This is a genomic window from Psychrobacter sp. TB15, from assembly GCF_000511655.1.
GTDB lineage: Bacteria > Pseudomonadota > Gammaproteobacteria > Pseudomonadales > Moraxellaceae > Psychrobacter > Psychrobacter submarinus.
Window position 1 is genome coordinate 40,082 of the sequence record NZ_AYXN01000008.1, and the last position, 23,680, is coordinate 63,761.

Annotated in this window: 23 protein-coding genes; 16 read left to right on the forward strand and 7 right to left on the reverse strand. The window is 45.7% G+C overall.

What is annotated here, in order from left to right; translation table 11 throughout:
* The first annotated feature begins 3 nt into the window (after positions 1–3).
* Positions 4–771 carry an ABC transporter ATP-binding protein gene (locus W234_RS0101315; protein WP_025644003.1) on the forward strand — a complete coding sequence of 256 codons (768 nt, stop codon included), beginning with the start codon at positions 4–6 and terminating at the stop codon, positions 769–771.
* 26 nt (positions 772–797) lie between these two features.
* Here W234_RS0101315 and W234_RS0101320 read toward each other — a convergent pair whose 3' ends face one another.
* A complete protein-coding gene (locus W234_RS0101320; RefSeq protein ID WP_025644005.1) occupies positions 798–1,553 on the reverse strand; it encodes a siderophore-interacting protein in 756 nt (251 codons plus the stop codon).
* A 257-nt stretch (positions 1,554–1,810) separates the two neighbouring features.
* The gene (locus W234_RS0101325; RefSeq protein ID WP_025644007.1) at positions 1,811–3,868 is read right to left on the reverse strand and encodes a TonB-dependent receptor domain-containing protein; all 2,058 of its coding nucleotides are present in this window, start codon (positions 3,866–3,868) and stop codon (positions 1,811–1,813) included.
* Between the two features lie 485 nt (positions 3,869–4,353).
* Here W234_RS0101325 and W234_RS0101330 point away from each other — a divergent pair, with 485 nt between their 5' ends.
* The gene (locus W234_RS0101330) at positions 4,354–5,769 is read left to right on the forward strand and encodes a uracil-xanthine permease family protein (RefSeq protein WP_025644009.1); all 1,416 of its coding nucleotides are present in this window, start codon (positions 4,354–4,356) and stop codon (positions 5,767–5,769) included.
* A gap of 207 nt (positions 5,770–5,976) precedes the next feature.
* Here W234_RS0101330 and W234_RS0101335 read toward each other — a convergent pair whose 3' ends face one another.
* Complete coding sequence (locus tag W234_RS0101335; protein WP_025644012.1) at positions 5,977–6,636, reverse strand: TetR/AcrR family transcriptional regulator; 660 nt, start codon at positions 6,634–6,636, stop codon at positions 5,977–5,979.
* Positions 6,637–6,945: 309 nt separating this feature from the next.
* Here W234_RS0101335 and uraD point away from each other — a divergent pair, with 309 nt between their 5' ends.
* From uraD to W234_RS0101380, 8 genes are all read left to right on the forward strand, one after another.
* Complete coding sequence (uraD, locus tag W234_RS0101340; protein ID WP_025644013.1) at positions 6,946–7,461, forward strand: 2-oxo-4-hydroxy-4-carboxy-5-ureidoimidazoline decarboxylase; 516 nt, start codon at positions 6,946–6,948, stop codon at positions 7,459–7,461.
* A gap of 66 nt (positions 7,462–7,527) precedes the next feature.
* Complete coding sequence (uraH, locus tag W234_RS0101345) at positions 7,528–7,896, forward strand: hydroxyisourate hydrolase (RefSeq protein WP_025644015.1); 369 nt, start codon at positions 7,528–7,530, stop codon at positions 7,894–7,896.
* A 57-nt stretch (positions 7,897–7,953) separates the two neighbouring features.
* Entirely contained in the window at positions 7,954–9,249 is a 1,296-nt protein-coding gene (locus W234_RS0101350; RefSeq protein ID WP_025644017.1) for a urate hydroxylase PuuD, read from the forward strand.
* A 64-nt stretch (positions 9,250–9,313) separates the two neighbouring features.
* Positions 9,314–9,697, forward strand: a complete 384-nt coding sequence (locus W234_RS0101355) for a cytosine permease (protein ID WP_025644019.1) — start codon at positions 9,314–9,316, stop codon at positions 9,695–9,697.
* A gap of 73 nt (positions 9,698–9,770) precedes the next feature.
* Positions 9,771–10,763, forward strand: a complete 993-nt coding sequence (puuE, locus tag W234_RS0101360; RefSeq protein WP_025644020.1) for an allantoinase PuuE — start codon at positions 9,771–9,773, stop codon at positions 10,761–10,763.
* An 85-nt stretch (positions 10,764–10,848) separates the two neighbouring features.
* On the forward strand, positions 10,849–11,682 hold the full coding sequence (locus tag W234_RS0101365; RefSeq protein ID WP_025644022.1) for a bifunctional allantoicase/(S)-ureidoglycine aminohydrolase: 834 nt from the start codon (positions 10,849–10,851) through the stop codon (positions 11,680–11,682).
* Between the two features lie 137 nt (positions 11,683–11,819).
* Entirely contained in the window at positions 11,820–12,386 is a 567-nt protein-coding gene (locus W234_RS0101375) for an ureidoglycolate lyase (protein ID WP_025644024.1), read from the forward strand.
* A 188-nt stretch (positions 12,387–12,574) separates the two neighbouring features.
* Complete coding sequence (locus W234_RS0101380) at positions 12,575–13,393, forward strand: EamA family transporter (RefSeq protein WP_025644026.1); 819 nt, start codon at positions 12,575–12,577, stop codon at positions 13,391–13,393.
* 426 nt (positions 13,394–13,819) lie between these two features.
* On the opposite strand, the gene W234_RS0101385 is transcribed toward W234_RS0101380, so the two are convergent.
* The 3 genes from W234_RS0101385 to W234_RS0101395 are packed head-to-tail and all read right to left on the reverse strand — an operon-like array spanning position 13,820 to position 16,181.
* The gene (locus W234_RS0101385; protein WP_025644028.1) at positions 13,820–14,563 is read right to left on the reverse strand and encodes an amino acid ABC transporter ATP-binding protein; all 744 of its coding nucleotides are present in this window, start codon (positions 14,561–14,563) and stop codon (positions 13,820–13,822) included.
* Between the two features lie 47 nt (positions 14,564–14,610).
* A complete protein-coding gene (locus W234_RS0101390; RefSeq protein WP_025644029.1) occupies positions 14,611–15,348 on the reverse strand; it encodes an amino acid ABC transporter permease in 738 nt (245 codons plus the stop codon).
* Positions 15,348–16,181 (reverse strand): amino acid ABC transporter substrate-binding protein, encoded by an 834-nt coding sequence (locus tag W234_RS0101395; protein ID WP_025644031.1) that lies wholly within the window; start codon positions 16,179–16,181, stop codon positions 15,348–15,350. The genes W234_RS0101390 and W234_RS0101395 overlap by 1 nt, the downstream gene beginning before the upstream one ends.
* 517 nt (positions 16,182–16,698) lie before the next feature.
* Between W234_RS0101395 and W234_RS0101400 the strand changes: the two genes are divergently transcribed.
* The gene (locus tag W234_RS0101400) at positions 16,699–17,553 is read left to right on the forward strand and encodes a hypothetical protein (protein WP_025644033.1); all 855 of its coding nucleotides are present in this window, start codon (positions 16,699–16,701) and stop codon (positions 17,551–17,553) included.
* A 142-nt stretch (positions 17,554–17,695) separates the two neighbouring features.
* Here the strand turns inward: W234_RS0101400 and gdhA are convergent, their stop codons facing one another.
* Entirely contained in the window at positions 17,696–19,042 is a 1,347-nt protein-coding gene (gene gdhA, locus W234_RS0101405; protein ID WP_025644035.1) for an NADP-specific glutamate dehydrogenase, read from the reverse strand.
* 1,155 nt (positions 19,043–20,197) lie between these two features.
* Between gdhA and W234_RS0101410 the strand changes: the two genes are divergently transcribed.
* The 5 genes from W234_RS0101410 (at position 20,198) to W234_RS0101430 (ending at position 23,259) form a co-directional block, all read left to right on the forward strand.
* Complete coding sequence (locus tag W234_RS0101410; protein ID WP_025644037.1) at positions 20,198–20,560, forward strand: roadblock/LC7 domain-containing protein; 363 nt, start codon at positions 20,198–20,200, stop codon at positions 20,558–20,560.
* A gap of 97 nt (positions 20,561–20,657) precedes the next feature.
* A complete protein-coding gene (locus W234_RS0101415) occupies positions 20,658–21,152 on the forward strand; it encodes a PAS domain-containing protein (protein WP_025644039.1) in 495 nt (164 codons plus the stop codon).
* A gap of 3 nt (positions 21,153–21,155) precedes the next feature.
* Positions 21,156–21,905: a PhnD/SsuA/transferrin family substrate-binding protein gene (locus W234_RS0101420; protein ID WP_025644041.1), complete on the forward strand. Its 750-nt coding sequence runs from the start codon at positions 21,156–21,158 to the stop codon at positions 21,903–21,905.
* A 14-nt stretch (positions 21,906–21,919) separates the two neighbouring features.
* Entirely contained in the window at positions 21,920–22,555 is a 636-nt protein-coding gene (locus tag W234_RS0101425) for a hypothetical protein (RefSeq protein ID WP_025644043.1), read from the forward strand.
* Positions 22,556–22,635: 80 nt separating this feature from the next.
* Entirely contained in the window at positions 22,636–23,259 is a 624-nt protein-coding gene (locus W234_RS0101430; RefSeq protein WP_025644044.1) for a hypothetical protein, read from the forward strand.
* The last annotated feature ends 421 nt before the right edge of the window (positions 23,260–23,680 follow it).

Below are 23,680 nucleotides of genomic sequence, written 5' to 3' on the forward strand. Positions count from 1 at the left end.
ATTATGATTAAACTCGATAATATCTCCCACCATATCGGCAAACAACAAATCCTGCATGACATCAGCTTGTCCTTACCAAGCGCCCAAGTGATTGCCCTAATCGGCCCCAATGGCGCGGGCAAATCCACCTTATTTTCGGTCATGGCGAGGCTACAACCGCTACAGTCTGGGAAGGTGATGTTTGGTGAGCATGATATTGTCAGCTGCCCTGCGCGCACTTTGGCTAAGACGGTGGCGATGCTTGGGCAAGACAACCAAGTGCAAGGTCGCCTGCGCGTGCATGAGCTGCTGATGTTTGGCCGCTACCCGTATCATCAAGGACAGCCAAGCGCACAGGATAAGCAAAAAGTACAAGAAGTGATCGCGCGTTTTGAGCTTGAGCACTTAGCCGAGCGTTTTTTATCGACGCTCTCTGGTGGTCAGCGGCAACGCGTGCTGATTGCGATGATTGTCTGCCAAGACACGCCGTATCTACTGCTCGATGAGCCGCTAAACAATCTGGATATGTACCATGCAGGGCGTCTGATGCGTGAGCTGCGCGAGCTTAGCTGCAGTCAGCAAAAAACCGTAGTCATCGTCCTACATGATATCAACCAAGCCGCGCAGTTTGCCGATACTGTGGTCATGATGAAAACTGGCCAAGTGATGGCGGTTGGGCAGCCTGTCGATGTCATCACTAAAGATACCATGAAAGACTTATATAACGTCGATGTGACGGTACTTAACCATCAAGGTCGGCCAGTGATTGTCGATACATTGTTACAGTTATAGTTAAGCAAGACTGTAGCTACGTCACCTTATAACCCTAATGCAGCATCTTCGCGTTTGACGATTTTATGCTCATCTTCATTGCTGTCAAGTTTCCAGTAGCTAGAGATATAAAGATGACTCTTAGCCACTTCTTTTTGTTTGAAGTACTGACGCAGCGCTCGCATACTATTGAACTCGCACGCCGCCCACACTGCCACTTCACCAGCCGGCCAGCCTAGCGTCTTAATACGCTCAAGAATGGGGTAATGACTGCTGCTTGCTTCGGCATTGATTACCCACTCAAGCGTTATATTCTTCGGCTTTTGTAGCGGCTGGATATCATCCTCACTCAGCACCTCGATGACGGCATAGCCCTCGGCATCCTCGGGCAGCTGTGCTAAGTTTACCGTGATGGCGGGCAGCGCGGTCATGTCTCCCGCCAATAAAAACCAATCCGCTTCGTGATTGATAAGCTTTTTGGGGCCTGGTCCCCCAATCAGAATGGTATCACCGGCTTGTGTGGTTTTGGCCCAATGTGAGGCAGGACCTTCAGCGCCTTTGTGGTTGAGACCATGTAAGACAAAGTCAACATCGATTTCATCGTCACGTTGCTGGATAATGGTATAAGTGCGCATGATGGGCTTTTTTCCTGCCTCCCCTGCAAACATCAGTTTGATATAGGCGCTTTCTTGATCTGCTGGGAAGTCTTGCATGCCCGCTCCACCAAGTGTAATGCGGCGCATGTTTGGGGTGATATCTTTGATGCCTTTTACTTCTAATACTCTTGGATTAGGTTTGGTCATTTTTTATCCTTTTAGCTGTCTAGTTAACCCACTTTAAAAACGATACCATGCTACTGGGATGAATTTTGTGCAGCCTCTGTGTAAGCAGCACGCAAAGAAAATTTATACCAGTAGCACAGTCATACAACCATCTTGGTGAGGTCTAAAATTACGATAAGAAAAGCCAGCTCTCCTCGTCAGACAGCTGGCTTTTTATTTTTCATCAGTCACACTACGATTATGCAGTCAGAGCTGATAGATTTTAGAGTTAACGACTTTTAGAATTGATAGGTCAAAGAGGTTTTGATATTACGACCCATCTCAAAATCTGTAGCCGTAGCATCAGCCGTATTTAAGCGCGATGCGTGACTGGCATAAGTCTCATCAAATAAGTTATAAACCCCAACGGTGGCTTTGACATTCTCGAGCTGACGGGGCGCATAATTCATATAGATATCGTGCACATCATAGCTTGGCTTAGTCTCACCTTGATTATCAGTAATAGATGCTACATAAGTACTGCGCCAGCCTAAATCAACCATATCATTAGCTGCATAATCTAAGTTCACCATGTAGCGATCGCCTGAGTCAGCACCACTGCCACTTACTGATGGGATACTATTGCCTGTCTTATCGCCTTCGCTACGAGCACGTGAGTAGCTCAGCCCCATACCAAAGTCACGAGTAGTGTAGTTAGCAGCCAGCTCAACACCATCTATTTTATAGTCTTCATCACTGTTGAACATACCTTGACAGTCACCGCCTATCGCGCCGGTCTCACAGTCAATCCCAAATCTACCAGGGCGACTACCTGTACGCATAAACTGCTGATAGTTCTCGATATTAGATCTAAAGTATTTTGCACTCAATTGTAGCGCATCATCAGCAATGGTTAGATCGCGTAGCGTGGTGGTCACACCTACCTCAGAGTTATAGCCTTCTTCTGGCTTGAGATCATCATTGACATAAATACCCTCGCCATTGCTGTTAAAGACAGTTGGGCCTAAATCTGGGCCATTAAACAGCTCTGTGTAGCTGGCAAACACTTGCGTACGCGGCGCAACCTCGTAGCTGGCTGCTAGCGCGCCAACCACATTGTCGTAAGTAGAACCACCCGCCACAAATTCAGGAGACTCATAGCGGTCGTAGCGTACACCTGGTGTCAGCGTCAGTTTGCCCATTTGCCATTGGTCTTCTAGATAGACTGAGGTGTTATTGGCATCATCATTCGCAGTTGCAGAACCATCACGTGCCATCTCTGACTCTTTTTCGTAGTGCTCGGCGCCTACGATTAGCTTATGACGACCGTTATTTGTGTCAATAACACTGGTATTTTCAATCTTAACACCTGTGGTTTTTACTTTTGCATCAAAATCAAAGTTGCCTACGTCTTCAGAATCACGCAGAATCTGCGTTTCTGTTTGATAAACGGTGGTATCAACGTCAATGAGTGAGTTTGCTGGATTAAAGTTATGATCGAGCGTATAAGTATCGCGCTTTATTTCTTGTGGGATGACATCAGGACCACGACTGTTAGGAAGACTTGGAAAATCTGGTCGATAAGGGAAAACACCTTCTTTTTCGGTACGGCTAAAGCTTGCACCGACATGATGGTCGTCACCAATATACGCGCCTGCTTTTAATAAGATGTTTTCGCTCTCACTGTCCTCATAAAGCTCACGGCCGTCGCCATCTTCGCCAGAGTCGGTATCGCGCTTGCCATAATAAGCCAATAGGTCAATATTGTCTGTTGGCGCACCATACACAGTCGCTGACGTAAGTAGCTCATCATTATTACTGGCATAACCTGCCTTTAGTTTTGCGCCGATCTTTTGACCGGGCTTTAATAAATCTGCAGCATCGACCGTTTCAAACGCGACCGCGCCGCCTAAGGCATCGTTACCCAGCGTGACTGAGTTATTACCGACCGCTACCTCAGCTTGTTTTAGCAAGTCAGGATCAAGAGTGACATCGCCCATATGATAAAAGAGGGCACCCTCTTGACGCGCGCCATCGACGGTGACTTTAAGATTGGTATCGTCAAGACCACGCACTCTGATACGCTGATTCACCGTTGAAGTACCACCGACCTCGACTCCAGGTATCACATCCAAAAAATCACTTAAGTGGCTTGCCTGCGCTGCGGGCGTATAGTTGTCGATATAGACTGAGTCTTCTTGTACATTTTCACGTACTGAGGTGTTTGCCGTTACCGTAATCGTTTGTAGCGTCGTGCTAGGCATCGCCTCTGCAGCATTAGCCATTTGTGAAAATAGCGCTGTGGCTACCCCTATAGATAAAACCGATAATCGACTTGAAAACGTTACTACGCCCATAAAATACTCACTTAATTTAACTGCCAAATCTATGCCCAAAAGTTAGTGAACGATGTATAAAACAGTAAAGCCGCATTTTTGATCGGCTGTTAACGAATGATGTATCTCATTCGCAGCTCAACTGCTATAACCATCCACTACCCTATATGATAATATTAACGATAATTATTATCATTAACATTTCGGAAAGTATAATAGCGAAGTATTTATAATTTGGCAACAATGAATTAAAGCTTTGATATAGAAATAAGCTCGTCACTAAGTTTACTAGCAGCTTTTATTGTTAGTAATTGCCACTTTTAGGCTAAAAAAGCGTTGCAATAATGAACCCTTTCACTATATCCTACAGATAGCTGACTAAATGGTCAGGTTATATCGTTAACGTTCGATAGAGTAACTAAACAATTATTCTTGTTTATTAGCATATGGACAAGTACTACTCTTTGTTCCAAAGGACTGCAAAGGTCATATAAAAGGAAGTTATCATGAGTGAAACGACTGTACAGACGCAAGGAAATCCAGACTTACTGTATGGACTGCACGATCGCCCTGCCGCGGGAAAAGCATTTTTGGGCGCAGTACAGCATGTACTAGCCGCCTTTGTTGGGGTGATTACGCCCTCGTTAATCATCGGCGGTGCTTTAGGTCTAGGGGAGCACATCCCCTACCTGATTAGTATGGCACTGATGGTATCTGGCGTCGCCACCTTCATCCAGACACGCAAAGTCGGTCCCGTCGGTTCTGGACTTATGGCGCTACAAGGCACTAGTTTTGGCTTCTTAGCCGCAGTACTAGCAGCAGGGTTTGTGGTCAAAAACCGCGGCGGTAGTCCTGAGGAGATTCTCTCAGTTATCTTCGGGGTGACCTTTCTTGGTGCTTTTGTCGAGATATTTTTGAGTCAGTTCATCACTAAGCTCAAGTCGCTTATGAGTCCGATTGTGACCGGCTGCGTTATTGTGACCATTGGTCTGTCACTGACTAAGGTAGGTCTGACTGATCTAGCAGGCGGAGTGGGTGCAGAAGATTTTGGTAGCATTCCTAACCTTATGCTTGGCGGCGGGGTCTTGGTCAGCGTCGTACTGATCAGTATCGTCAATAATAAAGTCATTCGCTCAAGCGCTATTTTCATTGGACTGATGCTGGGTTTGGCTGTCGCTATGTTTATGGGCCGTATCGACTTCTCGTTGGTCGCTGAAGCCCCTCTCTTTACCGTGCCTGTTCCGTTCAAGTTCGGTTTTGGTTTTGACTGGCAGGCCTTTATTCCAATCGCCTTTATGTACATCATTACCAGTATCGAGACCTCAGGAGATCTCACTGCAACTTCGATGATCTCAGGTGAACCGATCAAAGGCCCGCTATACGAAAAACGTATCAAGGGCGGAGTATTAGGCGATGGTGTCAACTCCGCCATCGCTGGGGTATTTAATAGCTTTCCTGTGACGACTTTTAGCCAAAATAACGGGGTCATTCAGATGACCGGTATCGCCAGCCGTTATGTCGGTTTTTTTGTAGCAGGCATTTTATTTGTTATGGGTCTGTTTCCCTTTCTTGGTGCTATTTTTACTCAGCTGCCAAAGCCAGTCGTTGGCGGGGTGACGCTACTGATGTTTGCGACCGTAGCGACTGCAGGTATTCGTATTCTAGCGACAGTCAACTTCACTCATCGTAATGTATTAATTATCGCCACCTCACTGGGTCTGGGTTTGGGCGTCGCCTTTGTCCCTGATGTGTTTGCACAAATGCCGCAGATGTTCCGCAATATCTTTGGCTCAGCGGTAACGATGTCTGGTGTGGTTGCTATCTTATTGGATACTATCTTGCCTAAGAGCTATGGTGCTGAATTTGATACGGCTGATCAGCATATAGATGATGGCTTAAAGACAGGCAGTCATGCACCCTAGTGATAAAAGTGATGGTAGTGATAATGTCGTCATAGACTATCGCTAGGATAGATTATTACTAAGGCAGATTGTTAGAATAAAAAGTACAAAAACCGCCATAAGATTATTTTATGGCGGTTTTGTATTGATGAATCTAACAACGAAGTGATAGCATTGAGTACCTCACTGGCTTAGCATTATTGCATTGCTATACCGCTGGAGCGCTAATTACTCAAGTCCACAGCCGCGTAAGATAAACGGTATCAAAAACTCGGCTGCTCGCGCTTCATCGTTCTCTTCATACGCCTGTTTTTGCAACAAACCAACAATCTCAGTTTCAAATTCAGCATAACGCTGGGTGGTCGCCCAAATCAGAATAAGCAATTGAAGCGGATCTTTGATACCTATCTTGCCTTGCTGATGCCAAGTTTTCATCACCTCCACCTTATCAAGCGCCCAGTCTTGCATCGTATACGACATAAAATCATGCAAATGCGGAGCGCCGCCGATGACTTCAAGAGCGAAAAGCTTATGGCGATTGGGATGAGCAAAAGCTTGGTGCAGCTTAGTTCTGACAAACTTCTCAATGACGGTTTTTGGGTCGCTATCTACCGTCATTGTTACAAGACCCTCGTTCCACTCCTCAATAATGGCGCGCAGTACTTTTTCATAGAGGTTTTTTTTATTCTTAAAATAATAATGTACATTGGCTTTGGGGAGTCCGGCACGATCGGCAATGCCCTGCATCGTAGCGCCGCGGAAACTTTTTAGCACAAACTCCTCTTCAGCAGCCTTGAGAATGACGGCTTGATTATGAGCGCGAATGTCTTGCTGACTGCGGTGAGTGTCATTATCTAAAGTGCTCAAATCATCGGTGGTAAAAGTCATAAATGTATCCTATAAAAAGCAAATAATGACAGCTTAGTGGTTAAGTAATGCTGATAACGCTTAAATTATTGAGTACTAAATGCGATAAATTATGATATATTGTATAAAGTAGTTGACCATTTGGTCAGCTTTAAGCAGAATAGCCAATATAAACCATTTGGCGACTTATTTACACTTTTATTATCACTCTCAGCGATATCACTTTAGCATACCAATAGACTGCCAAACACCTAAGGCATGTCCTTATTTTTGATACGCTATGATTTGAAAGGCTATGAGGCTTCCACCCTACAAGAAAAGGACTTCATCGTGAGTTTAACCTTAGCGCAATTCAACGACTTTGACCAAGACCAAGCCACCTCCGCACTACTTACTTGCTGTACCAGCTCTCGCTGGGCGCATAACGTAGCAAGCGCTCGACCATTCGAGACGCTAGAGGCTCTGATCGCTCATAGCGATACGGTATGGAGCAAAGTGCAACAGCAAGAGTCGGACTTGTTAGAGGCGCTTGACGGCCATCCGCAAATCGGTAATGTCGCCACGCTCAAAGAAAAGTACCGCAATACTGCAGATAGCGCTGCTCATGAACAATCAGGCGCGAATGAAGCAGATGATGAGGTTCTTGAAGCTCTAGCACAAGGCAATCAAGCCTATCTTGATAAGTTTGGCTTTATCTTTATCGTCTTTGCCACAGGCAAAAGCGCTAAGCAAATGCTCGACTTACTATTAGCGCGTTTGCCGAATGAGCGCGCCACTGAGCTTGTCAACGCCGCGACAGAACAAAATAAAATCACGCGCTTGCGTTTAAACAAATTATTTGAATAAGCCGTTTAGCTCAACTAACCGTACTTTTAAAACACTGAAAATACCAAAAACATCAAAGGATTTATTATGTCAGCTTCTCTTTCCTCGCATATCTTAGACACTCATTTGGGCAGACCTGCCGCCGATATCGCAGTTGCTCTACGCCGAGTTGATAACCATTCAAACGCCACGCTTTTGGCTCATGGCACTACCAATAGTGATGGCCGCGTAAGCCCAGATAGCTGGCAGTTTGATGAGGCCGTGAGCGCAGCTGATCGTGAGCTGAGTACGGGTCGCTATACCCTTACCTTTGATACGCAAGCCTATTTTGACACTCAAGAACTAACGGCTTTTTATCCACAAGTCATCATCGACTTTGTGGTCAGTGACGACAGTCACTATCATGTGCCCCTATTACTAAGTGCTCACGGTTACAGCACTTATCGCGGCTCGTAATTTATTTTTCGTATCAAACGCAGTATTTAAGACATCGTATAAAAGGACAGTAGTCGCATGGGTGCATATCTTCTTGATTGGGTCGCTTTATTTTTTCGCTGGTTTCACGTTATCGCCGGCGTAGCATGGATTGGTGCGTCCTTTTATTTTGTTTGGCTCGATCTGAGCTTACGTAAGCCGCCGCAGTGGAAAGCCGATAAAGGTATCTCTGGCGACTTGTGGGCGGTACACGGTGGCGGGTTTTATGAAATCGCTAAATATAAGCTCGAACCTGAAGAGATGCCAAAGACGCTGCATTGGTTCAAGTGGGAAGCTTATACCACTTGGCTAACTGGTGCGGCGATGATGGCGATTGTCTACTACGCCAATGCGACCGCCTATCTGATTGACCCCAGCAAAGTCGCTTTTGGTAGTCATGTTGGCGCTATCTCGACCAGCTTACTCTTCTTGTTCGGTAGCTACTTTGTCTATGAGGTTATCGTCCGTAGCCGCATCGGCAAGAATGCGTTAGTGTTTAGCTCTACTATCTTTATCCTGCTAGTGCTTGCAACTTGGGGCTCATACCAGCTGTTTAGTGATCGCGCCTCTTTTATCCATGTCGGTGCTATTTTAGGTACGATTATGGCGGGTAACGTGTTTTTTGGGATTATGCCCGCTCAGCGCGCGCTAGTGGACTGCGTACGTAGAGGCGAAAAGCCGGGTAAAGAAGTCGCAGACTTGGCACTTATGGCCAAGAACCGCTCTTTGATGAATAATTATTTTACCCTGCCGCTTATCTTTACCATGATTAGTAACCACTATCCGATGATGTACTCACACGCGCATGGCTGGTTAGTGCTAGTGTTTGTCGGGGTCATTACTGCGCTCGTACGTCACTATTTTAACCAAAAGCATCTGGGCAATACGCAGCCCAAATTCCTATGGATTCCAGCTTTATTGACTGTTTTATTGATTATTTGGATGCGCCCTGCACCTATTGAGCCGCTTCCTGTACCACCCGTACAGTCTGCGGTTCCTGTAGAAGCTGCCCCTGAGACGCCGACACCTACTGACGCAACTAATCCAGCAATAGCTGCGGCTGATAGCACTGGGGAAGCCGTAACTGTCTCAGCTAACGATGCGGTTATGAGTGTGGTACAAGAAAAATGCGCAACTTGTCACATGGCGCAGCCGACGCAGCAAGGCTTTAACGCGCCGCCTGCTGGCATTATATTGCAAACCCCTGAAGATATGAAAACTCATCAAGCTAAAGTGGTCACTGCGGTACAAACCGGCTATATGCCATTAGGCAATATCACTCAATTAACCGATGAGGAGCGCGCTCAAATTGTGGCGTATGCCGCTGGGCTATAGAATGCTTTAAGCGGTTAAAATAAGACGGCAAAGGTAGGCCAATATACAATATTGAATAATTCGCTTGACCGTCGGCGCGCTTTGGTTATCAGTCATCAGTAAAATTGGTATCGTCGGTTTTGTCAACGTCGTGGGCGCTATCATTGCGCCATTCTTTGGAATTTTGGTCATCGATTACTACATTATTAGACGTCAAAACATCAACATGAATGACTTGTTTTCTGCGCAGCCAACGGGCGCTTATTATTATACCAAAGGCTGGAATATCCGTGGTCTTATCGCCTTTGCTATCGGCGCTTTGTTTTCTGTCGCGACAGTACTCGTACCTAATTTGGCAAAATTCGAAGGTTACGGCTTCTTATTAGGCGCAGCAATCGGCGGGTTAATTTACTGGCTTCTCATGCGCAAATATGGCATTGAGCTCAATAAAACTTTAACGCACAAATAAGCACTGTGTACTGTTAAGGCGCTAATAAATAGCTAGATGGTTAGCAAACAGTATGAATAGAAGGAAAAACATTATGACGCAAAAAATCACCAGCGACTTTGATCACTCCGCTTATCCGCGTGATCTAAAAGGCTATGCTGATACTCCCCCTAAAGCCAACTGGCCTGGCGGCGCTAGAATCGCTGTTCAGTTCGTCTTGAATATTGAAGAGGGTGCAGAAAATAGTATCATCCACGGTGATAGCGAATCAGAGCGGTTTTTATCTGATATATTGGGCACGCCTTCGTTTAACAATCGTCATCAGTCTATCGAATCGGCGTTTGAATACGGTAGCCGCGTCGGCGTTTGGCGCGTCTTGGATGTCTTTAAAGAGTATGGCCTGCCCATCACGACATTCACTTGTGCTGCGGCCGCAGAAAAAACCCCGCATATCATTGAACGTGTACTAGAAGATGGCCACGAAGTTGCTAGCCACGGCCTGCGCTGGATCACTTACCAGTATATGTACCGCGAAATCGAGCGTGAGCATGTGCGCCGTGCTACTGAGATCTTTGAGCGTATGCTCGGCAAGCAGCCTATAGGCTGGTACACCGGACGTGATAGTCCCAATACTCGTGAGCTGGTCGTCGAGCAAGGCGGTTATAGTTATGATTCTGACTCCTACGCTGATGAGCTGCCTTATTGGCTAAATGTCAAGTGCGAAGATGGCGATAAAATATTACGTAAGCCGCATCTGGTTATTCCTTATACGCTTGAGACTAACGATATGCGTTTCTCATCCAGCCCTGGATTCACCAATGCTGAGCCTTTTTATCAGTATCTCAAAGACAGCTTTGACACGCTGTATGAGGAAGGGGATAAAAACGGCAAAAACACGCCCAAAATGCTGACCATTGGCCTGCATTGCCGTATCATAGGCCGCGCTGGGCGTATTGTCGCACTCAAAAAATTCTTGCAATATATTACCAATAAGCCTGACGTTTGGGTCTGTCGCCGCGATGAGATCGCTAAACACTGGTACGACAACCATCCAGCGACTAAGGATAATACCGCAGACTGGATGTAACTATGATCGATATCATCGGAATAGATATCATCATGGTCTTAGACTCAAATTTATCACGGCCCCTAATGACTAAGGACTCTTAACTATGTCAACAAAAAGCACGTATTATGCACCAACTGGCGGCTTACCGCCGCAAACCCAGCTGCTATCCGATCGCGCTGTCTTCACTGAAGCTTATGCTATTATCCCTAAACGTGTCCTCACTGACATCGTGATTAGTTACCTGCCCTTTTGGGAAGGTATGCGTATGTGGGTGATTGCTCGTCCGTTAAGCGGTTTTTCAGAAACCTTTTCACAATATATCGTCGAAGTCGCACCCAATGGCGGCTCTGACAAGCCTGAGCTCGATGCGAAAGCCGAAGCCGTATTATTCGTCGTTGAAGGTGAGATGGACGTGACTATCGAGGGAGAGACGCATCATATGGAGGCCGGTGGTTATGCGTTTTTACCTCCTGGCTGCAAATGGACGCTGAAAAACAATAGCGACACCCACGTCAAGTTCCACTGGATCCGTAAAGCCTATCAGTATGTAGAAGGCATCGATGTTCCTGAAGCTTTTGTTACCAGTGACCATGAGGTCGAAGCGATCGCCATGCCAGATACCAATGGCGTCTGGAAAACCACGCGGTTCACTGAGCAGTCTGATATGCGCCACGATATGCATGTAAACATCGTTACTTTTGAGCCAGGCGGCGTGATTCCATTTGATGAAACGCATGTAATGGAACACGGCTTATACGTGCTAGAAGGCAAAGCGGTCTACCACTTAAATGCTGAGTGGGTCGAAGTTGAGGCCGGTGATTTTATGTGGCTACGTGCGTTTTGCCCGCAGTCTTGCTACGCTGGCGGCCCTGGTCCCTTTAGATACTTACTCTATAAAGATGTGAATAGACATATGCCTTTTATTCGTCCAGAATAATAGGTCATCTGGAATAGTAGATAGTATCAAATACCAGCATTCATTCTAATACGCCATTTGCACTTAAATGGCGTATTAAGTCGCCTGCAAATTTGTAAGGAATTTGCAGGTAGTCATAATAAAAGTAAGGCAAAGTCATGAGTACTACGATCGTTGCAAAACCTTTAACTAAAGCTGAATTTGCTCCCTATGGCACGGTGATTGAACCTTATGATGATGAGCAACAAACGCCTGATAATTGTTATCATATCAACCAAGGTTATGCTTGTCGTCATCACGCTATTACCAAAGTAGCGCTAGATGGCGGTGAAGTTGGCCTAAGTATTTTTCGGGCCAAAAAGCGCGACCACCCTATCAGGTTATCCGTGATGGAATATCATCCTTTTGGCACGCAAGCCTTCTTTTCCATGAATGGCCGAGACTACGTCGTAGTCGTGGCCCCTGCAGGCGAGCCGCCAAAATCAGCTGATGATTTGACCGTGTTTTATGCCAAGTCGCATCAAGGAGTGCAATACGATAGAAATGTCTGGCACCACCCACTACTAGCGCTAGGTGCTGATTGCGACTTCTTAGTCGTCGATCGCATCAACGGCCCTGGCAATAACTGCCATGAGTTAAATATTGATGATTGGGGCGTCACGATTGAGATCGAAAACGAGCAACCTGACCCTAAAGCGCAACGAGTAGAGCAAGAACAGGTTTAGATGTCGGTACTGAACGATTAGCTTTATACCTACTTCATTTAGTTACCATAAAGCTAGATACAGTCCGTGCGCGTCTAGATAAGACAGCCCTTACAGGGTTGTCTTTTTATATGTAAGGCATCCCTTTATAGCGTTATCTGATAAACGTCATCTACCCAAATTTGTATTAGTGTTTAAGAGACTAAGGTATGACACAGAGCAATTTACTGACAGAGCAAGGATCGATACGAGGATCAGGACAGTGGTTAGGTACGATCCAAATTATCACCGCTGCAGTCTGCTGGGGTACGCTTGGGATATTCTCAACCTATCTGAACCAATTAGGCTTTAGTGGCTGGCAGGTGACTATCTTGCGTATCGTGACCGCGTCGTTAATTGTTCTTTTTATGCTGCCCAAACTATACCCGCAGCTGCTCAAGCTTAGCGCCAAACAATGGGGCGGCTTGGCATTGCAATCGCTGATTGGCGTACTGGGTATGTCGCTATGTTACTTCTTTGCTGTGTCCTATGTTGGTGCTGGCGCGCAAGTCAACTGGGGCATAGGGTTAGGACTATTAGCAGGGGTGTGTTATTCGTTATATGGTGTGCTTGGCAAACGCGCTATGCACTACGCGCATCCGGCTCCCTTAGTGTTTTTTACCTCTATCGTGATTAGCGCCAGCGTACTGTTATTATTACCTGAGACTTATCATACTTATAGCAAGTTATTGAGCTTGCCTGTATTGAGCTTAGGCTACGCATTAGGGCTCGCACTGATTGGTACGGTCGTGCCGTTTGCCTTATATATGAAAGCGCTAGAAAAACTACCCGCTTCTCGCGCTTCAGTGTTTACTATTTTTGAGCCGCTGACCGCTATTGCTTTAGCAATATTACTATTGAACCAGTCGCTTAGCCTTGTTCAGTATTTAGGCGTCATGCTTATCTTACTCGCCGCGCTATTTAATGCGCTACTTAACGGTACTACTACTCGAGTGCCACGGTGGCTGCGACGACGGCAAAAAGTCTAGTATTTATTAGGGCGTGTTGAACATTCGACCATGGCACTGACAGAGACTATTTTTTAGGCGATTTGCAGATAAAAATGGTAAGTTTAGTCGTTCTAAGCGTCTATTTTTATCAATAAAGCAGCAAAAAATAGTCCTGTCCCCGTTGTTGTCGTGAGGGCTGATGCTAAAATCGCCCTAGTCGTTGCGACTGTTTAAATAAAATCAGCTAGCCAATGCAATAAGCATTATCTGCAATTTTAACGACGACTAGAACACAGCTTTGATTAACTAGTAGCGATCAGCAGTGCGCATTTGTGAATGTTCAACACGCCCTAATCGTTATCAAAAAAGCCCCAACCATGACACCACAGTTGGAGCTTTATTTCGCTTAAAATTAAAGGTTGATGCTATAAGATTTGATAGATGATTTGAATGGCTGTAAATCTATTATTGTTCAATACGCTGCAAAAACGCTTGCGTACGCGGGTGAGTGGATAGCTCAAACATCTGCTGAGCGCTGCCCTCCTCAACCACATGGCCATCCTCAATTAATACCACATGATCGGCGACATCGCGCGCAAAGCTGATTTCATGTGTGACCACAACCATCGTCCAGCCCTCACTTGCCAGCTGCTTCATGGTCTCAAGCACATCTTGTACCAACTCCGGATCAAGCGCTGAGGTCGGCTCATCAAATAGCAACAGCGACGGCTCAATGGCCAAAGCGCGGGCAATGCCGATGCGCTGCTGCTGACCACCTGATAGCTGAAACGGATACAGATCGGCTTTGTCCGCAAGCCCCACCTTGTTGAGTAGTGCTAGCGCTTGCGCCTGCGCGTCAGCTTTTGAGACGCCTTGCACTACGGTCGGCCCAAGCATTAAGTTCTGTAGCGCCGTCTTGTGTGGAAATAAATTGTAAGACTGAAACACCATGCCCGACTTACGCTGCAGGGCCAATAGCTTTTTTTTATTTGGCTTAGCGCTAAAATCTACACTTAAGCTATTATCATCAAAAGCGATCACCCCTTGGTCAGGAATCTCCAGCGCATTAATACAGCGTAAAAAAGTAGTTTTGCCTGATCCTGATGGCCCTAATATCACCACCACCTTACCTTTATCAATGCTCAAATCTATGCCCTTTAGCACTTGATTGGTACCAAAAGCTTTGTGGATGTTCGTGATTTGAATCATAAAGACGTTTCCGTTTACAAATGAAAAGCTAGCAGTTAATGGTTAAGCTATTTTGCCACATAGCGATCAAGACGCGTCTCAAGCTTGCCTTGGATAAAGGTCAAGAACAGACAAATGGCCCAATAAATAAAGGCCGCTTCAGTATAGACCAGCATAAACTCATAGTTGCGGGCGGTGATGATCTGCGCTTGTTTAAAGAGCTCAGTGACCAGCACTAAAGAAGCTAGCGAGGTGTCTTTGACTAAACTAATAAAGGTATTAGACAAGGGCGGCACGGATACTCTAAGCGCTTGCGGCAAAATCACGTGGCGAAAGGTCTGCAGATACGTCAAACCGACCGTCGAGCCTGCTTCCCACTGACCTTTTGGAATCGACAAAATCGAGGCACGTACCGTCTCTGAGGCATAAGCACCGATATTGAGCGAAAAGGCAATAATCGCTGAAGGAAACGGGTCGAGCTTGACGCCGACGCTTGGCAGGCCATAAAAGATAATAAACAACTGCACCAGCATCGGTGTCCCGCGAATCGCCGAGACATAAATACGAGCCAGACGGTAGACAATCTCATGCAGCCAGCCGGTACGTGGCACGATACGAATCAGCGCCACGACCAGCGCAATCATCATACCGATGGCAAACGAAATCAAAGCCAGCGGTATTGAGTAATAGATACCGCCTTTGAGCATCGGCCAAAACGAATCGATGACGATCTGCGCCCGATCAGGACTCATAAAGGGCAGTAGTGCCAATAAATCTGTTAACGCTGAAGTAAGAGACGCTAGCATTATTTTTGTTGACTTATATCAGCACCAAAGAATTCTTCGCTAAGCTTGGTCAGCGTGCCGTCGGCATGCAGCTCGCTCATGGCTTCATTTAACTTCGTCACGACAGCGTCATTGCCTTTTAATAGTACCAAACCTGAACCGCGCTGCTCGTCGGCCGGGGCAACCAGTTTGATCTCAAGGCCACTATCTGGGAATTTTTTTAGATAATCAAGTACGGCCAAATTGTCATTCATGGTAAAGTCAGCGCGGTCTTGCTTGACCAACTGAATCGCTTGCGCCATACCATCGACAGGGACGATTTCGGCTTGATAGCGTTCGGCCAACTCACCATAGTTACTGCTTAACGACTGGGCGCTACGTAGACCTTTTAGGTTATCCCACGAGCCATAACGATTGTCATCGGTGGGCGCTAGTACCACAGCGCCAGACCAGCTATAAGGCTGCGCGAGGTCATACTTTGCTTGGCGCTCAGGGGTAGTGAGACTAACTTGGTTGGCCACCATATCAAAACGCTTCGAGTCGAGACCTGCTAGCATTGCATCCCACTGGGTTTCTTTAAACTCAACATCGACGCCGAGCTTATCAGCGACCGCACGGGTGACTTCCACGTCGTAGCCGGTCAGTTCACCGCTTTGGTCATGGTAGGTAAACGGCGGATAAGTACCTTCAGTGCCGACATTGATCGTGCCGCCATTATTGATACGCTGTAGCAGTTCTGAGCCACCCTCAGTAGTACTATCAGCATTGCTAGCTGTCTCATCAGTTGTAGATTGGCTACAGGCCGCTAGCAATACAGTGCTAGCTGCTAAAGTTAATAGGGCACGGCGTTTCATAGGATATCCTTAAGTTACAGATTAAATAAGTTACAAATTAAAAGTTATTATTATCAGTGCGGTTATTTACCACTAGTTTAACTTGACTCGGTAATCATAGGGCAAAAAAAAACGTACAAAAATAGTGAGCAGAGGTCAGAAGGTTGAGGTTGCACAGCAAAATTGCAAGAGTAGCTAGTGAGGATGGGGCAAGAAAGTTTTATATTTTTGAGTTTGCCATATATAAAAAGCCCCAATCAGTGATTGAGGCTTCCTAGATTTGGGGCTGATAAAAAAAACGCTGCTACCGTGTCATCGTTATTAGGCTCATAGAATTTATCACGTCTCAACAGTGATGTAACATGTAGCTGGCTGCTGCTTGCTACTTGTAAATGCTATAATAACGCGCCCATTTTAGGACTGTTATTATTGATGTTTCCATAAGTAGTCGGATAAAAATACTTGCATAACTTTACTCAAAATACTCACTTTCTTTCCCTCTATATCTTTCCTTAACCTTCTAAGAATTAAGCCCGCTATGAAAACTGCCTTATCAGATTTATCTTATGCTAGTCCTAGCAGCTATAACGCTAACAACAACTCTGAGCTGCTTTTGAATAATAGCAATAATACGGACATCTCGGCGCTTGCGTATGAAAGCTTACCTGCAACGATACAAAAAGCACTTTTAAGCCAAAAACGCTTGGTCATTATGGCTAACAACCCCTCAATCACTATCGAAACGTTAGAGCAAACTCTGAAGCCTACCGATATCTTAGTCCTGTTCAATGACTTCATTCATGCTGACTTCTTTGCCACTCATGCACTTGCCAAAACCTTACCTAAGCTATTATTTTTTAGGCAGATTGGCGATAGTCAATTGCATTTTGGCTTGCCGCCGAGAAGCAATAACTTAATCGCAATCGAGCAGATAGCGCAGCAGGCCACTTTGGGTATTTTTCTTAGTAATATCAGTTATCAGTTCCCTACCCCTGCTGATGACCCTAAACCGAACGATGATCCTATCAGCGACAAGCGAGTCTTGAGTATGACGAACGACTTAAAGGCTATCTTTGATAGCACGGAGTATTGCCGCGTACTATCCGAGCAGCATCCGGTGGTCGCTGACTATCCGAGCTTTGCTGACATCCATTCTTCAGCGCCGACCTCTGGGTTTTTGTTGTATCGATTGCTATTAGCGGCTCGCAAGGCAGTGCCGCGCCTGCAGAGTATAAATCATCTACAAAAAACAATCGCGCCTTTAGAGATACTGCTGCTTGGCTTTAATGACGACGACAAGACGGCGCACTTTTGGGAAGGTCATAATTGGGCTTTTGAGCGTCAAGAGCTCGCTACGCCGCCTGTTGGGGTGAAAATTATCCGTCAGTATTAGCGTTTATTTAAATGATAAATTCAATAAACCCAAACTCTAAACCAAAAAATACCGCGTTTGGCTTTTAAACAGCCAAGCGCGATATTTTTGTATACTAATATTTAGGCAAGCTCACAGATAGCAAGCTTACGCTAAGCCGCTATTAGTTCAAGATGCCATAAGCGCATAACGCATCAGCAACGCGCTTAAAGCCAACGATGTTTGAACCTGCCATATAGTCGATATAACCATTATCGGTCTGGTTGTATTTGTCAGAAGCAGACGCAGCGCTGTCATGGATATCTTTCATGATGTTTTTTAGGCGCGTATCGATTTGCTCAAAGCTCTTGTACTGACGTACAGAGTTCTGTGACATCTCAAGCGCTGATACCGCAACACCGCCAGCATTGGCCGCTTTACCTGGCGCATAATGGACGCGGTGCTCACGGATATGATCGATCGCTTCGGCAGTGAGTGGCATGTTCGCGCCTTCCACCACATACTTGATACCATTGTCGACCATCATCTTAGCATCGTCTTCATCGACTTCGTTTTGCGTCGCTGATGGGATAGCGATATCACCTTTGATGTGCCAAGGCTTTTTGCCTGCAAACCACTCACCGCCAAACTTATCAACATAGTCGGCCAAAGGCTTGCTTTGATCTTTTTGCTTCTTCAGCCAGTCGATTTTTTCTTGATCGAAGCCACTTTCGTCGTACAAAGTGCCTTTAGAATCCGAGACAGTAATAGCTATGCCGCCAAGCATCACTACTTTTTCGGCAGCATGTAGTGAGACGTTACCGGCGCCTGTGACTAATACTCTTTTGCCTTCGATACTCTCGTTTTGTACTTTAAGCATGTTCTCTAAAAAGTACACTGCGCCATACCCTGTAGCTTCGGTACGCATCAAGCTGCCACCGAACCCGACACCTTTACCGGTTAACACGCCGCTGTATTCATGGGTCAAGTTCTTGTACATGGCAAACATATAGCTGACCTCACGGCCACCGACACCGATGTCGCCTGCAGGTACGTCCATGTCTTTACTGACGTAGTGATGCAGCTCGCGCATAAAGGCGTAGCAAAAGCGGCGAATCTCACTGTCAGACTTACCTTTAGGGTCAAAATCTGAGCCCCCTTTACCGCCGCCTATTGGCAGACCAGTCAAAGCGTTTTTGAAGATTTGCTCAAAGCCTAAGAACTTGAGTACCGATTGGTTAACGGTAGGATGAAAACGGACGCCGCCTTTATAAGGCCCTAGCGCATTACTAAACTGTACCCGCCAGCCGCGGTTGACTTGTACTTCACCTTTGTCGTTTTCCCAGTTAATACGAAAAGCAAGGATACGATCAGGCTCTACTAAGCGTTCAAATATCTTATTTTTTTCGTATTCAGGATGGGCGTCATATAAAGGAGCAATAGTAAGCGCAACTTCTTTTACGGCTTGTACAAATTCGGGCTGATGGGCGTAGCGGGTTTCGACTTTTTCGATGGCTTGACTGATACTCATATAGCGTCCTTAAAGTAGAGATGATAATTCTATAATTGATCATGGTATAACGGTGTCGTGCTATCACCTGCTTGCACTACAAGCAAGGTACTGTCCATAACGATGTAGGATTAATTATTAGAATAAGAGAGAATAGCACACGGCGACCTATGTAGATCCTTGTACTAGTATATTCAAGGTATTTACACATCCGAGTTTGGTCGCTCAATAGCGTGGCGTTCATCGCTTGCTCATTGCTCTATAACAAGTCTATTAAAGCGAGTCTGTTAAAGGACAATTTTAGCAGGCGCTCCAAGCGTTTATTTGACGACCAAAAGGATAAAACCGATGAAATCAAATTAATGAAATCGAATTAATGAAACCATAGTTTCGATACGACTATATATCATTTTTTGCGCGTATGAGTCTAGTAAATAACCATATCATCGGAAGTTATAATAGTCCTCGGCGGTCATGTTGTTTTGCTGACAATAGCTAGATGGCGATAGATAAACGGCTGACAAGCAAGTTGCTGTAGTGATGCTAGACCTTGTCGCTTAAGCTATAACTGTGAACAAAAGATGTGCTACATCACATTATAACCTTGCTCAATCAAGCCGTGATCATTACTGATAGCAGTGCAGACGCACAACTTATACTAATTTTTATCCTTGTAGCTGTCAAATTCATATATAACTTGTCAATTATTCAAGCAGCTATAAACGCACGAAAGGTTAATAAAACAAGATAAAAGGTAAGAAAATAGCAAACATTAAGATATCCAGACCATCAATCTATATCATTAATGCTAGTAAGGGTTTATAATACTCAGTCTAGTTTGCCAGACTATTTATCTTTTATCTAGGGCGTGTTGAGCATTCGCAAATAGGCACTGCTGATCGCTAAAATTGTTCCAGACAAGGCACAAAGCGACGATAATGCAGATGCCTTAGCGAGATTTGTAACGCAGTATGGGGCAATTTTAGCATCAGCCCTCACGACAACAACAGGGACAGGACTCTTTTTTGCCGCTTCATCGTTAAAAATAAGCGCTTAGAATGACTAAACTTATTATTTTTAACATCGAATCGCCTAAAAAATAGTCGCTGTCAGTGCCATGGTCGAATGTTCAACACGCCCTAATGTTTATTTCACCACCAATTGTAGAGAAAAGTTATGCGTACAGATTCATTCCAACAAATCTTGGAAGACCTAAATAGCTCATCAGCAGACGTCGAAGCATCAGCACTAATCTCCAACGATGGCCTTATGATTGCCTCAGCATTACCGACTGGCGTTGACGAAGACCGGGTTGGCGCTATGTCTGCCGCGCTGCTGTCATTAGGTGACCGTGCAGGCCGTGAGCTTGCTCGTGGCAGTATCGATCGCATTATGATTCAGGGCGAAAAAGGCTACGTCATTATGACCTCCTCTGGTGACGAGGCGGTCTTAACCGTCATGGCAAAGCCGAACGCTAAGCTTGGGCTGATATTTTTGGACATCAAGCGCGCTTCAGAAGCACTAGCCAAACTAATTTAACCGCTCATTTTCACCTGTTGACTTTATATTTATCACTATAGTACCTGCCATAGTAATGACGACATCACTATGATTAGGCTAAATAAAGGAGATTGCTATGGTCGCTTCCCTACCGGATGCCACTAAGCCCGACGCTACTGCAGAACCTATCACCATGACTTATCATGACGGCGCATCACGCATCATCTATGATACTGGGATTGAGCGCCCATATCCCGATGGCAAACTCATTGTTTCGCGTACTGACTTGGCGGGTAACATTACCCACGTCAACGACGCTTTTGTTGAGATCAGTGGCTATGATATCGATGAGCTCATCGGTAAACCGCATTATATTTTGCGTCATCCTGATATGCCAAAAGCGGCCTATAAAGATCTATGGAGTACCGCTGAAGCCGGCCAAAAGTGGCATGGCTATGTGAAGAACTTATGTAAAGATGGCAGCCACTACTGGGTCTACGCCACCGTTGTACCAAATGTTCGCCGCGGTGAGACTGTCGGCTATACGTCAGTACGCCGTAAGCCATCACGCAGTAAGATAGCCGATGCCACCACGCAATATGCGCAAATGAAACAAGATGAGGAAGGTTAAATCATGACGACACATAATATGTTAATCGCCCCTGATTTTTCACCTGAGCGGTTTGCAGGCTGGCACATGCTCAACACGTTGATCCAAAAACGCGCCAACATCAATATGCATCTCAATATGCCAGCAGCTCATGCTGAGCAAGAAGACATTATCGCTCAAGGTGATATTCAAGTCATTTATGCCAATCCATTCGATGCTGCGGCCCTCATTCGTGAGCAGGGCTATCGCGCCGTGGCGCGTCCTATTGGTAAGTCAGACGAGATGGTCATTGCTGCTGCAAGTAATGGCGAGATTGGCAGTTTAGAGCACGTTACTACTGGGATGACCGTCGCAATGGCCAATAACCGCGATGTCAAACTGATTGGCCTACGTTTGCTCGAGGCGGTCGATATCATGGAGCCTGATCTGAGCTGGGATATCACTGAAACTTACCAAGCCGCGGCGCGCAAAGTCATCAAAGGCGAGGCGCAAGTCGGGTTCTTTTTAGCTGAGATCTTTCATAGCTTCTCAAGGTTGACCAAAGCTCAGCTCTCAGTACTAATCGAGAGCGACTTGGCAGATATCAGTCATGTGTTACTTGTCAAAGAAGGCTTTGCTGATAGTCAAGTCTTGATGGATGCGATCTTAAACCTACATAAAGACGAAGATGGCAAAGAAGTACTCACTGAGCTCGGTATGGCGCAAGGGTTTGAGGCTATGAGCGAAGAAGACGGCGAGTTTATGATAGATCTAATGGAAACTTTGCTTGATTAGTTTAGGATACTGCTATGAATGACCTCTCTACCACCGCGATGCAAGAAGCAACTGCTCGTCATGATTTTCGTTTTTATTCGCGCAAGATATTTTCTGCGCCCAATAATCGCTATTATCATGAGCAGCGCATCAACGCCGCCTTGCTCCTCAAAGAAAAAGAGCCGCTACAAGGCGCGGTCGCTGACTTTTTTTATGGCTGTTGGTACGACATTCCCTATGATGTTGAGGATATATTTATCCGTATCCAGAACCGCTTGCATCCGCAGATAGAGCGCGCGTTTCGTAACTGTATTAATAAGATTGACTATATCCGGCATAGCAGCGAGTTTGCCACGCGCTGGAGCGTGCTGATTACCCCTTCACTCAATGTCGATACGCACCGCCTGCGTATCAGTAGCGATGACGCGAAAGAGATCGCTAAGAACATCACCACTGAGCTGATGAGCGCGCGCGATAATGAGGACTGGAGCACTATCGAGCAGATAGAGAACGAGTTTTTTGCGCACTGCTTAGCTTGTAACGATCGTCTCGCCTTCTCTATCGTCTGGTTTCGTTTAGGTAAGAGCGACTGGCAGTTCGATCAGCGCTGGCAAAGCTGTCAAGAGCACTTGGAGCAAACCCAAGTCGCATCAGTAGCAACAGACGCCTAACTACAGCTTAGCTCCTTCTGAGCTCTTATCTCACTTTTTCACTCAGCAACTAGATACGCACTACAAATAAGGTTACCTTTATGTCCAGTTTTGCTCATGCCGAAAAAACCTATATCACGTTGACCCCAGCGGGCGTTTTTGAAGCCTTCTCACAGCCCAAGCCTACGGCGATGCAATTGGCTCTACAAGCGCTGTTATCGCACCGAGAGACTATGTTAGTCGCCGATTGGCTCAAAGCGTTTCCTGAGCTGTGGCTTGAGGGTTTCGTTGAGCAGGGCTTTATTGAGAAGCTCTCAACCTTTTTACCTGCGCCTAACCTACCGCTAGATCAGTTTTTGCCATATGTCGTCGCTAGCCTCTCAGGCAAGCGCCGTGCTGCTATCGCCTCAGATGAGGGCTTTTGTTTGGCACGGATTGGTTATAGTCAAGAAGAAGCGGATATGCTGAGTGTCGCGGCGGCGGACTTTTCAGGGTTTATGCTTAGGCAGCAGCAGCGTGGCTGGTCATTGGATAGCCGCGCCATCTCGTTCTTTCAACAAGTGGATCTGCTCATCCCTGAGACAAGCTTTGTGTTTTTGTGGATTGATAATGATGGTTATGCCGTCATCATCGATGGTGAGCCCTTAACCAATAACCGTGCCTTCGTTGAGCTGATTTGGGGTATCAAAACCTCAGGGCTAAAGTTTGAAACGACAGAAGCTTAGAAATGAAACTCTAGACTGCCTGTTTATCAATTCTCCTAATCTACTTATCCTAGAGCTTACTTCGTCTAAAAGACTGCTTAGTCTAACAATGATTGAACTTTTTTTAAAAAGCGTTGAGCATTTTCTATCAATAAAGAAGATGCGCAAGGCTTTTTTTGTTGTAACATTCAAAACCCTGTCTTACTCTTATCGGCAAGCCACCTTCTAAAAAAATGGTTTATTTATAAAAACTTAGGCTAATAAATAGCGACAACTCAGCGCATAATAGGGCATACTATCCTAGCTGTGTTTGCTTATTAGCGAGTAAAGCTGCAGTTGTTATAAATACCCCCCTATCACTCCTTTTTACCATTGTTAAAAGTATGCTGTATTAACGGTTCTATTTAAGTTTTTATCCTGACTCAGTCATCGCTTTGAGTTA